At 45.3% G+C, this 13617-nt stretch carries 9 protein-coding genes; 2 read left to right on the top strand and 7 right to left on the bottom strand.

Translation table 11 applies throughout. From position 1 onward, the window contains the following. Positions 1 to 15: 15 nt before the first annotated feature. From ACFSVM_RS09160 to ACFSVM_RS09145, 4 genes are all read right to left on the bottom strand, one after another. Positions 16 to 1542 (bottom strand): response regulator, encoded by a 1527-nt coding sequence (locus ACFSVM_RS09160; RefSeq protein ID WP_379261614.1) that lies wholly within the window; start codon positions 1540 to 1542, stop codon positions 16 to 18. After that, a complete protein-coding gene (locus ACFSVM_RS09155; protein ID WP_379261612.1) occupies positions 1520 to 3310 on the bottom strand; it encodes a cache domain-containing sensor histidine kinase in 1791 nt (596 codons plus the stop codon). Before ACFSVM_RS09155 ends, ACFSVM_RS09160 begins: the two co-directional genes overlap by 23 nt. 165 nt (positions 3311 to 3475) lie before the next feature. Next, positions 3476 to 4597 (bottom strand): DNA alkylation repair protein, encoded by a 1122-nt coding sequence (locus tag ACFSVM_RS09150; protein ID WP_379261610.1) that lies wholly within the window; start codon positions 4595 to 4597, stop codon positions 3476 to 3478. Positions 4598 to 4616: 19 nt separating this feature from the next. Beyond that, positions 4617 to 5315, bottom strand: coding sequence for a MerR family transcriptional regulator (locus tag ACFSVM_RS09145; RefSeq protein ID WP_090727083.1), 699 nt, complete (start codon positions 5313 to 5315; stop codon positions 4617 to 4619). A gap of 171 nt (positions 5316 to 5486) precedes the next feature. Between ACFSVM_RS09145 and ACFSVM_RS09140 the strand changes: the two genes are divergently transcribed. Further along, entirely contained in the window at positions 5487 to 5888 is a 402-nt protein-coding gene (locus tag ACFSVM_RS09140) for a VOC family protein (RefSeq protein ID WP_090727084.1), read from the top strand. Positions 5889 to 5969: 81 nt separating this feature from the next. Here ACFSVM_RS09140 and cysI read toward each other — a convergent pair whose 3' ends face one another. The 3 genes from cysI to ACFSVM_RS09125 form a co-directional block, all read right to left on the bottom strand. Then, positions 5970 to 7694, bottom strand: coding sequence for an assimilatory sulfite reductase (NADPH) hemoprotein subunit (gene cysI, locus ACFSVM_RS09135; protein ID WP_090727085.1), 1725 nt, complete (start codon positions 7692 to 7694; stop codon positions 5970 to 5972). Between the two features lie 33 nt (positions 7695 to 7727). Beyond that, entirely contained in the window at positions 7728 to 9563 is a 1836-nt protein-coding gene (locus tag ACFSVM_RS09130) for an assimilatory sulfite reductase (NADPH) flavoprotein subunit (protein ID WP_090727086.1), read from the bottom strand. Between the two features lie 232 nt (positions 9564 to 9795). Then, positions 9796 to 12909, bottom strand: a complete 3114-nt coding sequence (locus ACFSVM_RS09125) for a pullulanase (protein WP_379261606.1) — start codon at positions 12907 to 12909, stop codon at positions 9796 to 9798. Between the two features lie 370 nt (positions 12910 to 13279). Between ACFSVM_RS09125 and ACFSVM_RS09120 the strand changes: the two genes are divergently transcribed. Further along, positions 13280 to 13579: an MGMT family protein gene (locus ACFSVM_RS09120; RefSeq protein WP_090727089.1), complete on the top strand. Its 300-nt coding sequence runs from the start codon at positions 13280 to 13282 to the stop codon at positions 13577 to 13579. The last annotated feature ends 38 nt before the right edge of the window (positions 13580 to 13617 follow it).

Raw genomic sequence — 13617 nt, 5'->3', positions numbered from 1 at the left:
TTGAATTCCGATGATTCATTTGCGATACAAACCTTGATATTCAGCAGGAGATATGCCGACCCATTTCTTAAATTGTTTACTGAAGTGCTTTACATCATTGAAACCGGACATTTCTGCTACCTCATACACTTTGAGCGAGGAGCTTCCCAGCAGGTGTTTAGCATGCCCAAGCCTTAAATGAATCAAATAATCTATGAAGGTATGCCCGGTTACGCGTTTAAACATCTCACTAAAGTAATTACGGCTTACGGATACGTGACTTGCTACTTCTTGAAGTGAAATACTTTTTCTGAAATGGGTCTCTATATAACTGACTGCTTGGGCCACAATTCGTTCATGGATGGATTCTTCCGGAGACAGAGCAGTAGATAACGCTTCGATAAGATCACGATAATCCTGTTTGACAATAGCGATCACTTCATGAACCTGCTTAAACCGATCAAGCTGCCTGATGTGAGCAGCAATTTCGTGCTTTGCTCCCTGCCGAACAAACAGGCTTAACACTCCTTCTGCCTCTGTGATCACCCGCTGCTTGCTGTTTGAGCTCATCCAGCACCTGCATATATTCTCGAGGATTTCCTCTCCTTTGCTATACAGGCCAGAGCGGATCATGTCGGCAAATTGCAATATCGATTCCTGGTTATTTGCTGAATCTGCAGGGTAATCCTTTTCCATTGTTTCAGCAGTCAGCACCTTTCCTGGTCCAGTGAAAAACATCGCAGAAAGCGCTGCTCTCGCCTCTTCCCATGCAGAACGAATCCGGTGTAAAGGTTGATGCTTCCTGCTTATTCCAATAGTCAAATTGAGTTCTGAGCTTGAGAAATCCCGGAGGCTGCGCTGCGTGTCTATCCACTCGGCCAGTAAAGGGAACTTCGCCGTATCCTCAGGCAAATAGATTACACATTGATGAGAATAAGCAGTACAGAAGATGCTATTCGGAAACACCTCATACCATCGCATCTTGAGCTGTTCTAACGAAATATTGGAGCCGTCAGTGTCTAATACAGCCATCCGAAATGCTCCTGCAGTCATCTCCGTATGAAAGGCTGTTGAGGCAACTATATCTTCTGAGAGTGCCTTGTACAGCAGATGCTCTTTCTTTTTATACGGCAGCAGGATGGCCTCCTTCCTATATTCGTTTAGTATCCGAAGGTTTTGTTTTTCCTGGTGCATTTTTTTTCGGAGCTGATCAAGGACAGGGACTAGCGTGCTTTCAGTTAATGTTGGTTTCAAGATATAATCCGAGGCACCTAGCCGGATTCCTTCCCTTACGTATATAAAGTCACTATGGCAGCTCAACAGCAGGACTTGAATCCAAGGACACAGCTCCCTGGCTGCACGGGTTAACTCAAGCCCATCCATAACCGGCATTGCAATGTCCGTAATGAGGATATCGATGTCTCTGCTCTCGACCCATTTCATCGCCTTAGCACCGTTAGCTGCTTCACCTACGACTTCATAGCCATGCCCTTTCCAATCAAAGACTGTCCTTAGTCCTGTTCTTGCTATTTTCTCGTCATCAACCAACAGCACCCTGCACATCCAAATCTCCCCCTTGGCTGGATAAAGTAATCTTCACTTCGGTTCCTGCCCCAATTCCGCTTCTCATTTGCACGCCATAGTTATCGCCGTAATACAATTGAATGGTTTGATGCACATGCCTGACCCCGATATTCATCATCCCTTGGTTAAATCGTTCTCTGTCCCGGTTCAACAGCTCCTCCAATCGATCACTGCTCATTCCAACACCGTCATCACGAATGAGAATTGTTAAATCCTCCTCGTTCAAAGCAACCTTAATCTCAATACGGCCTCCACTGTCCTTTGGAGCAATACCATGAAAAATAGCATTTTCTACAATAGGCTGAAGCAGCATACGCGGCAGCGGTATTTCCCTAAGTTCATCCGGACAGCTGATGTCCAGCTGAATCTCATAATCATATCGGTAACTTTGAATGATCATATATTTAGTAAGCAGATCCAGCTCCTCTCCCAGCCTTATAAAAACACCGTCGCGGGCTAAGCTCCCTTCGAGAAGCTGTACAAGTGTTGTTATCGTGTGATCGACCTCTGTCGTTCGGTTCAGCCTGGCCAGCCATCGGATGGAATTCAGTGTGTTATAGAGAAAGTGAGGGTTAATTTGGTAGCGGAGAGCCCTGATTTCCGCCAGTTTCTTCTCTCGCTCCTCTCTTGCGATTTGTTGAATGAGGATATCGATCTGTTCAATCATTTTGTTAAAGCTCTTGCCAAGCTGTCCAATTTCATTGCTTCCTACATCCGGACTTCGCACACTAAGATTGCCCTCTTCTCCTTTTCGCATCAAACGGCTCAGCTTCACCAGCGGATTTCCTATTTTTAAAGTGACAAAATAACCCATTCCTATTGCAAACAGCAGAGCACCGAGTATAATCCATACTGTAAATTTTCGAATGCTTGCGGAATCAGCTGTCAGTTCTTCCAGCGGTACAATGCCGTGAACATACCAGCCGTTGTTCATTTTTTCAGGAATCATGAGAGTGCTCTTATTTCCACTGTGAAACTGCCTCATTTGAGCGGGGAGCTCCAGATCACTGATTTGCCCGTAGAGCGTCTTGTCCGGATGATAAAAATACTGATGCTCATCATTCGTGATGACCACATAACCGCTGTCACCAAACTGGACCTTGTCGAGCTCCGAAATCAGCACATTGCCCATCATTTCAAAAAATAAAATTCCGGTTATTTCACCTGTTTCCCAGCTGCGAATAGCCCGGCCAAATCCGAATACAGGAAAGCCCATACCCGCCTGTTTGAGGTACGATTCCTCCGATAAACCAAACCAGACAGAGGCTCCATTAGCCTGAAAGATCTGCTTAAACCACTCGGATTGCTCATGGTTGGGAATCGACATAAAGGAGTCGGCGCTGAGCACAGAATTCCGCTTTTTGATATCAAAAATATAAATATCCAGAATCTCAGGCGAGTTGATCATAATGGAGGTCAGCAAATCTTTTCCCTCTTTCACCTTAGCGGTGCTCTCGTATAATCCGGATTCCTGATCCTCCAATATGCCGTGGATAATTTTGCTGTTGAGAAGCATCATGGAGGAATCGTCAATTTTCTTGAAGAACATATTCAATTTGTCACTCAGCTGCGTGATCGTAAGAGACGCTACCTTGCTGACCTGCTCCTCTACAATGGAGGCTGATTTCTCATATGACAGGTATCCCATGATGATTACCGGTATGGCCATACCGATAAAAAAGAGCAAAAACAATTGAACAACGATGGAATGCAGTGATTGAAGGACTCTCTCGGCAAGCTTCCTCATATAAATGCTCATCTCCTCTCTTCTTTTTGATAGCGCTTCCAAATGTAGTGAGTTAATATTACAGCTTTCTTGTTTAAAAGTCGTCACTTTCTTTGGGGGAAATACAAAACGCCCGAGGTCTCAAGTAATGGACCTCGGGCGCATCGATTATTTGTTATTAATTGCTTAAAGCTGGTCCTCTATGGCATTTTGGAGCTGTAATTCCGTATACGCCATTTCCTGACCGTTCAAGAGCAGTACAATACGGTGAAGGCCGGGGTAATGACGGCGTGTGGTCAAATCTGCCCAGCGATGGGTCCTTGAGCCGGTAAGCCGGGAACCTCCTTCTACTGTTTTGTCCGATAACAGAAATTTTTTGCGGGAAACCTTGCTCCCCGCCTTAACAAAATCAATACCGTATTCGATTCGAATACGAACAGGGGGACCTGTGCGAACAAGCAGCTCGTACCTGAGTGTTGTATTCTCTCCAATATTTATCGTGACAGGAACTACCGACACGGCTGCCTCCATAGCTAGCGGCATTGTCTCTGAGGCTGAAGTGTATCCGAACAGGGCCATCACTTCCGGTTCGGCTGAGCGAATTAAGCTTCTGCAGGCATGTCTGACAATCCAATCCGTATGCGGATTCTGTCCCATCCATTCCTTCGCGATCTGTAGAACCAGCTCTGGGTGATCCTTCGCAATATCATTCAGATTGTTGGCCACACTTTTACGAACATATAAGGAAGGATCCGCCTTCAATTGAGTCAGTAAAGGAAGGATTGGAGCGGGATCACGCTTAAATTCAGTCAATGCTTGTCCCCACGGCAGTCTTGGTCTGCAGCCTTCACTTGCGAGCCGCCGTACATGCTCATTCTCACTTGTAGACCAGGATAGCATTTGCTTCATCATCCGTTCAGGATGCTGAATAATAAACGGTCTTACCGCAAACTCAGCAGAAGAATGCTGCGTAAATGTCTCAAGTGCTCGCATGGACAGCTCAAAATGCTCATCGGCTTGACCGAATACCTCCACATAATCTGGTAGAATCAGATAAGGAAAACCAGAGCAATGCCGGTTCACTTCAAGTAAAATATCGATTGCATGCTCATATCGTTCAGGCAATAAAGCTCCGAGCACGTTAGTAATATGACGAATCCGAGCTTTCAGAGCAAGCTCCTCCCAATGCTCATTCATGACTTTATCTACGAAAGCTTCAGCCGGAAAGGAAGGATCAGCAGCTTGTATCGTTTGTCCGAATTCCATTAGAAAGGCAGGATTGTATATATTTTTCAACGGTTCTGCCATGTAATTATTCTCCTTGTCTTCAATGTAATTTAGACACCACATCGAGAAGATTCTGTAACGCTGCTATTCCACGTACTTGTTCTTCTAATGCGTAATCATTGTAGGCCAATGACTTTAGTGTTATTTCTTTCGCCTGGGCAATGTTATTCTTCTCAAGATCCGCTAATACCTCACGAACAATGTTCAATGAATAGGCGGCTTTTTGCACAGTTCGAATGATCAGTACTCTTCGGATATCAGACGCATTGTAAATACGAAATCCACTATCCTTGTGTCGATCTGGAGTGATCAACCCTTCCTTCTCCCAGTGTCGGATGGCAGACGTAGATACATTTGCTTCTCTTGCTACATCCCCAATTGTAAAATAATTTCGATCAGAGAAACGCGGAATTTCCATCAGCTCATTTAATTCAAGTACTTCTGCCGTTTTTTGTACAGTTTCCTTCTCTGTATGTAGTTTTACCTGTGCTTGATTAACCAGCCATAATGCCTCCGTCTTGTTCCCTCTTATGATAAGCGGCATAAGCTCTTTAATCAATTCCATACCAAATCCAGGCAAGAGCGCACGGATACATTGAAAATAAGCCTCATGCTCCACGGTATAAATTCGGTAGCCATTCTTCTCCCTTTCCACCTTAGGAACCAATCCCCAGGATTCATAATGTCTTAAGGCACTGGTGCTAATGTTCAATTTCTTGGCTATATCAATCCCTCTCATAAACAACTCCTATTCACAGCTTGTAATTTAGAATTAAACCTAATGACGGCTTTCAAGTATAGAATACCCTTACTTCAATAAAAAACATAACAAACCTTAGCATTTGCATCAATATTATATGATCTAAATGTAAGGTGAAATTCATCAAAATCCTAAGGAGTGAAGTTCAAAATGAAGCATACAATCGTACCCTATTTCATGGTGCTGAGTGCACCCCAATTTATTGATTTTACCAAGTCCGTCTTTCAGTCCGAGGTCGTGAAGGTTAACAAGCATGAAGAAACAGGAGGAGTAATTCATGCAGAAATGAAAATCGGTGAGAGCCTCATTTACTTTGCCGATACTTCACATGATGGCAGCTGTGGTCCAGGCGTTTGCGGTGAGTTAAAGAATGACGGATTAATACCAATTCAAATGTATATCTATGTGGATAACGTAGCAGATACATACGAGAAAGCAATTGCAGCGGGTGCAGCATCAGTCATGGAAGTGATGGAAGATGAAGATGGCGGCTGCATGGCAGGGTTTGTCGATCCATTTCAAAACTTATGGTGGCTTCAATCGAAAAAGTAAAGCAGTACAAGAGCCAAAACAAAAAGAGAAGTACCTGTCAAAGCAGGTACTTCTCTAGCCTTAATTCCCATGCAGCAAATATTATGCGTGAAATCTCATACCGTCATATACAGCTTCCACGTATCCGGCACGGATGACAAAATCACCAAAATGCTCTCCATCCTCACGCTCTTTAGCATATCTTGCGATGATCTCATCAAGCGACTCCAATATTTCTTTTTCCCCGATATTCTCTTTGTAGAGCTTATTGAGGCGTGAACCGTTAAATGCGCCGCCCAAATACATATTGTATTTACCAGGTGCTTTGCCGATGAAGGATAGCTCAGCCAGCATCGGGCGGGCACATCCGTTAGGGCAGCCTGTCATGCGGATTACAATCTCCTTCTCACGAAGTCCGTTACTTTCCAGAATATACTCGATTTTTTCCATAAGTGTAGGAAGGTAACGTTCGGATTCAGCCATCGCAAGTCCACATGTAGGAAGCGCAACACATGCCATGGAGTTTCTACGAAGCGCTGAATAATGAAGCCCATCCGTAAGGCCGTATTCAGCGATCAGCTTCTCAATCTTCTTCTTGCTCTTCGGTCCAACGTTCCCAATAATCAAGTTCTGATTCGCCGTGAGGCGGAAATCGCCCTTGTGAACCTTGGCAATTTCACGAAGACCTGTCATCAGCGGATAACCATCTAGATCGACAATTCGTCCGTTCTGGATAAACAGGGTGAAGTGCCATTTGCCATTGCTGCCTTCAACCCAGCCGTAACGGTCACCATTATGATCGAAATGAAAAGGACGCGCAGGCTCCAAAGCATAACCAAGACGAGTGGTCAATTCATTCTTCAGCCAATCCAGACCCCGATCATCTACCGTATATTTGAAGCGTGCGTGCTTACGCACGGCACGATCACCGTAATCACGCTGAATCGTCACAATCTTCTCAGCTACATCTACCATCTGCTCTGGAGTACAGAAGCCGATTAACTTACCCACCTGCGGATATGTTTTGGTATCGCCATGCGACATCCCCATACCGCCGCCTGCGGTCACATTGAACCCTTTCAGCTTGCCATCCTCCACGATCGCGATATATCCGAGATCCTGGGAGAATACATCAACATCATTCGATGGAGGTACTGCAATACCGATCTTGAACTTACGCGGCAGATATACCGCACCATAGATAGGCTCCTGCTCGGCATCATTATCACGGCTGTCAATGATCTTCTCTTCATCAAGCCAGATCTCATGATACGCTCTTGTGCGGGGATCGAGATGATCACTAACCTTACTCGCCCATGCATACACTTCTTCATGCACTTCGGATTGGTAAGGATTTGGGTTGCACATCACGTTCCGGTTAACATCTCCGCATGCAGCAAGTGTGCTTAGCAGTGCATCGTTTACTTCGCGGATCGTGCTCTTCAGATTCCATTTCAGTACACCGTGAAGCTGGAAGGACTGACGTGTCGTCAGCCGGATTGTACCGTTTCCGTATTTATGAGAGATCCGATCCATCATCAGCCATTGATCCGGTGTCACCACACCTCCAGCTGCGCGTACACGCAGCATGAACTGGTAGGCTGGCTCCAGCTTCTGCTTGGCACGCTCGTTGCGAAGATCACGATCATCCTGCATGTAGCTGCCGTGATGCTTCATCAGACGATTATCGTCCTCTGGAATAGAACCTGTAATTGGATCTTTTAATGTTTCAACAAGACTACCTCTTAAATAATTGCTTCGACGCTTTATATCCTCCACATCGCTGTGGGGTGCATTTTGTGGCGGGTACAATTCATTTAGTGCCATGCTAGTATCTCCTTCCGGTATGAAAAGACTTCCTTAGTAAACATCGCGTTGATATCGTTTGTCCTGCTGTAATTGAATCAGATAATCCGTTGCCGCCTCCATCGTCAAGCCGCCTTCTTGTACGAGAATGGCTGCAAGTGTGGAATGCACATCGTGCGCCATCTTCTTCTCATCTCCACAGACGTAGATGTAAGCACCCTCCTGAAGCCACTCGTACAGCTCGCGGCTTCTCTCTAGCATCCGGTGCTGAACATATACCTTCTCGTCTGTATCTCTGGAGAAAGCGACATCCATCCGGGTCAGCACACCATCTGCCAGCCAGCGCTGCCATTCCACCTGATATAAAAAGTCGGTTGCAAAATGCTGATCACCATAGAACAGCCAGCTCTTGCCCCCGGCTCCCTGCTCTTCTCTCTCTCCAATGAATGCACGGAAAGGAGCAACACCCGTACCTGGTCCAATCATAATAATTGGTGCATCAGGGTTCGCTGGAAGCTTGAAGTTATCGTTATTCTGTATAAATACAGGGAGTTGATCTCCTGGTTCGATTCGTTCTGCCAGCTGCACGGAGCAGACACCGTAGCGATCCCGTCCGTTCGCTTGGTAACGTACTGTACGCACAGTCAGATGCACTTCATCAGGATATGCACTTGGACTGCTGGCAATGGAATAGAGGCGTGCCGGAATTTTACGAAGCAGCGTAACGAATTCAGATGCGGTTACACCACGTAGATCAAAGTCCTGGATCAAATCGAGCAGATCATGGTCATTGATATAATTGCGAAGCTCTTGTTCATTACCTGGCTCAAGCAGCTTTCTAAGCTGAGCGTTCGAGGTCAGATTCACAATTTGCTCCAGCAGCGGCTTGGTCAGTACCGTAATTTCAAAATACTTCGTCAGTGCATCCTGTAAAGAGAGCGTGTCGCCTTTTTTGGATACCTGAATGATTTCTTCACCGTTCCACCCTGCTGCAGCAATGATCTCTTCTACGAGCAAAGGATGATTCTGAGGGATGATGCCGAGGCTGTCCCCAGGCTCATAACTTAGTCCAGATCCTTCTAAGGACAGCTCGATATGTCTGGTTTCACGATCGGACCCGCGTCCGTTCAAATTTAGATTCTCAAGCACCTCGGCTTGAAAAGGGTTCGATCTGGTGAACTCTGATTCTGTACTGGTAGAGGCTGCCGCACCTACACTACTGACACTTACCGGAGTTAATGTACTTGCCGCATTCAGCTCAGACAGGACATTATTCATCCATTCAGCTGCTGGCTCTTCAAAGTCAACATCGCAGTCAACTCTTGGCGTCAAACGAGTTCCGCCGAGCTCGGCCAGACGATTGTCAAAATCCTTGCCTGTTTGGCAGAAGAATTCGTAGGAAGTATCTCCAAGTGCCAGAACAGAGAATTTCAAGTCATCCAGCTTAGGTGCACGTTTACTGTGCAAAAATTCATGGAAAGCAATTGCACTGTCCGGCGGCTCTCCTTCTCCATGGGTGCTGACGACAATGAGCAGATTCTGAACCTTCTTCAGATTGTTTGGTTTGAAATCACTCATAGAGCTGGTTGTTACTTCAAACCCTTGCTCCTGAAGCTTCTTGCTGAATTTCTTTGCAATTCCGCTGCTGTTTCCCGTCTGAGAGCCGAACAGCACAGTTATCTCTTTGCTGATCGCAGGTGCAGGTACTGCAGGCTGACCGGCAGCGTTCACTGCCGGGGCTTCTAATGTCGCAGCCACACCGCTTGCTTGAATCGCCGTTAAATAGCCGCTAAGCCATATACGCTGTGTCTCGGATAATGTAGGTAATAATCGATTTAATAGTTCCGTCTGTTCCTGAGTAAATGGGCTGTTAATCACTTGGAGTTCCAATAATATCCACCTCGGATGCTTTGATAATAATTCTCAGTAAGTTTATCAGAATTAATTTGTCTCTACTGAAACTATCACAGGACCAGAGAGTGGTCAATTAGATTGATCTTATGACATCTATCAGGTTTGCTGATAAAGGGTGTTTTTTCGTGAATAAGAGAAAATTATCTAGTAATATTGTGATGAACAGAAAACTCTCCCTATCAAATAAGGAGAGTTTCTTAGGAATGCTTTACTTTTTCGATTTTTCTTTCATCTTAATTACAACTGCCGTCAGCGGCTCAAGTGTAATTGAAGTTTTACTAAGTTCAAACCCGGAATTGTCAGAAACCGCCTTAACTCCAGCTTCATCCTGATCCACGACAACAGTTCCTTTCGTAAGATCTGTATCGAGACTAAGCGTTCTTGGAGTCTGATCCGCATTAACAAAAACATAGTATGTCCCCGTGTTATCCGTTGACTTATTTTTGTAGGCGATGATCAGATCCTTGCTGTTCATCTCCGGTGCGTTGATTAGAGATACATTCTTATCTACGAGAGATGCATCCCCTAGACGGAAGGCGTTGGTTGATTTTCTCAGTTGAATAAGTCCCTCCGTATACTCCCTTGTAACACTGTTAACCGGATATTTCTTACTGTCCAGTGCCTTATCCCAATCGAATTTGTTAATCGCATCTGAAGAGTCATAGGAATCGTGAATGAAATAGCCAAATACTTTACCGGTTTCATCTGACAGAGCGTGATATTTCTGCTCAGGCAACCCTTCACCATGCCACTGCTTCGTACGTCCGTATTCCTGCCCCGCGTGCAGAAATGCCGTTCCCTGAGAAGTCAGCACCATCAGATTTCCAAGCCTGATCCGCTGATGAATTTCGAGATCATTTGCCGGTATGGACGGATCTTTCTTGATCGATTGTGCAATAACATCATACAGCGGGAGATTATCATGAGCTTCAATATATTGAACCATATCTCCAGGATCGTCCGCTGGCGTGTTAGTCGGCTGGCCTTTGATATTGCTTATGATCAGGTTGATATCTCTTGCACCGCCGGTAAGGAATCTAGGCTCTCCTTCAGAACCGAATCCGGATTTTAATTCATTACGGATTTCATCGGAGAATACACCTACATCATTTGTCTCGTCCATCCAATCCTGGTCAGCACCTTGTCCGGCAAGTTCAGGATCTGCATTAGCTCCGCTGAACGTTCTCCAGCCCTCACCAATGAAGAGAGCATTCGGATTCAGCTTGGCCGCTGCATCATAAGCTTTTTGAATAGAACCGGAAGTCGCATCCCCCATCATATCGAAACGCATGCCGTCAATTTTATATTCATCAAACCAGTATTTGACGGAATCAACCATCAATTTCTCGGCCATGACATGATTCGTAGCCAGATTATTGCCGAAGCCGCCGACGTATGCACCATTACTGTCCTTCCAAGCATAGTAATTCGGAACGATATCATTCAGAAGATCAGCTTTCGCCATGTGCGTATATACGACGTCGAGAATGACACCCATACCTGCATCATGAATAGCATCAATCATGTTCTTAAGCTCTTTGACTCGAAGCTCCGGATTTGTGGCATCTTCGGAATACGCCCCATCAGGAGAGAAGTAATTGTGAGGGTCATATCCCCAGTTATATTCGTTGCCTCCGGCAGAGTATTGCAGCTCCCTGTCGCCCATCTTCGTCTCATCCCCATAGTACCAGGCCATAACCGGGAGAAGCTGTACGTGAGTGACGCCTAGTGATTTCATATAATCCAATTTGTCTTCTAATGCACTATAGGTGCCCCATCTGGAGGTTAGGTCATCTTGAATAGAAGGATCGGAAGTATAATCCCGAACGTGCAGCTCCCATATAATCGCATCCTCTCTATTTTGATAACCGTCAATCTTGGCATAGTTATAACCCTTCGGATTTGTTTTACTGAGATCAATGATGGCTGCTTTGCCAACGACATCCCCGTCTTGACCCGCAGCGCCTGAAGTATCGACCTGGAAAGCTGCCATCGATTTCGCATAAGGATCCAGCACTTTTTGACTCTCGCCATTGTTTACAACCTCATATTGGTAAAAATAATTTTTAAGATCCTTCACGCCAAGCTCATCTGGTCGAACTACGGTCTTCCATACCCCTTGCTCTTGAAGGGTCAGCTCCTTGGATCCAATATGAACAGATGCATCCTTCTTATCGTAAACATTCAGTGTTACTGAGCTTGCAGTCGGCGCCCACAGCTTGAAGGTGACTTTTTTCTTACTGTATGTAGCACCGAGGTCGTTACCCTTATAAGCATACAATTCATCAATAACACGCCAATGAAGCTCTGCCTTAACCGTTATGCCTGCATACGTAATTGTAAGTGGAAGCTTGTTCAGATCAAAATCAGCTGTGATTACTACTGTATTTTTCTCGGTTACTTTGACTTCACTAGCTTCAACAACCGAGCCAGCCTGATCCTTAATGATCAATTCTTTGCTTACCGCATCCGGAGTAAGTCCTTCAGTTCGAGTAAATTTGAGCTCAATCTGGTCCTTGGATGTGACTGTAGCAGCTGTAACTCCTGTAGCCATCTCACCATAAGGTGAGACGTACACTTGATCATCACCTTCCCGGACCCATAATTGATCATAATGCTGAAGGAGGTTGAAGCTCTTATCTCCACCATCCTTTTCCTCACCATTATTACGATTCACAATAAGAAACCCGAGCTTCGTCGCATCCTCTTTTAGCTCAACATCAATATAAGCACCATATTTATCGGTCTGTTCGTTAGTAAATGGGAGCGCGCCCTGCGGCCAATCTGTTGAAGGCGCTTTCACATCTTCCCATAACCATAATCCATATCCATCATAGTCTTGATCTGCACGAGAATAATGGATCCGCACGACGTCATCAGCCAAGGGTACAGGTTCATACAGGAGAATCTCGTCTGATCCTTGTCCCAGCCACACCTCATTTATATTTGTTGAGCCCATCTCTAGTATCTTATCTCCACCGCGCTTCTCCCCGGTCGTCCGATCTACGAGGAGAAAGCCAACTTTTTTAGCATCTGCTCTGAGCGGAATATCTACATAGGCTCCATAAGCATCCTGCTGTGCTGCTGTAAACGGAATTGCACCGCTTGGCCATTCGGCTGACGGAAGCTCTACATCCTCCCATACCCAAACACCCAGATTCTCTCCAGTCCCGTCATAATGAATTCTTAAAGTCTGCTCAGGTATCGACTGAATTGAATGATTCTCCTGAGCATCAGCAGGCACGATCCATATGCTTGTCAAGACCATAACTGCAACGATGAACACTGTTACTGCTGTACGCAAAGAACGATAATTGCGCATGAACATTCCTCCGATTCATATTGAAATGGAATACACCCAATTTGGTACCGTTTGCATAGATTGTCGAACCATATGGATCGTTGTTATTCTATCTTCTTCCTGCTCAAGAATAGCGTAAACATGCACCTCCGTTCTAATTAACGCAAACATTTTTCTAAATGTCTGCTTGTGGTTTTGTCCAGAAAAGGAATTCCTTGCTTTAAATCTAGTGAAACCGTTTGCATGATTATATTACCTTTGAGTCTTGATCATCGTCAACCACTTGTTACCATTCTTCGCGATAAACAGTTCTTAAGAACGATATTTTTTTGATATAATCATCTGAAATGATTCTATCAACGAATGTAGAAACTTAAGGAGACAGGAAGCAATGCAGCCCTTTACCGCAGAAGTGATTCGAATCATTCAATCCATTCCAGAGGGAAAGGTAATGACCTACGGACAAGTTGCGGCTTTAGCCGGAAGTCCTCGTGCGGCAAGACAGGTTGTCCGGGTACTTCACACAATGAGTGAGAAGCATGCCCTCCCCTGGCACCGAGTCGTAAATAAGTTAGGAGAAATAAGCATGACTCAGGACGAGCAGCGATTGATCCAAGAGATGAAGCTCGAAGATGAAGGTGTAGAACTGGGACTTGACCGACGGATTGACCTATCCAAATATCAAGCCTAAAAAATCGAGAAAGAGGAGAATCCGGACCATTATCCGGA

The sequence above is a fragment of the Paenibacillus shunpengii genome (genome assembly GCF_042684905.1).
Lineage (GTDB): Bacteria > Bacillota > Bacilli > Paenibacillales > Paenibacillaceae > Paenibacillus > Paenibacillus shunpengii.
This window is presented reverse-complemented; position numbering and strand designations above follow the sequence as displayed.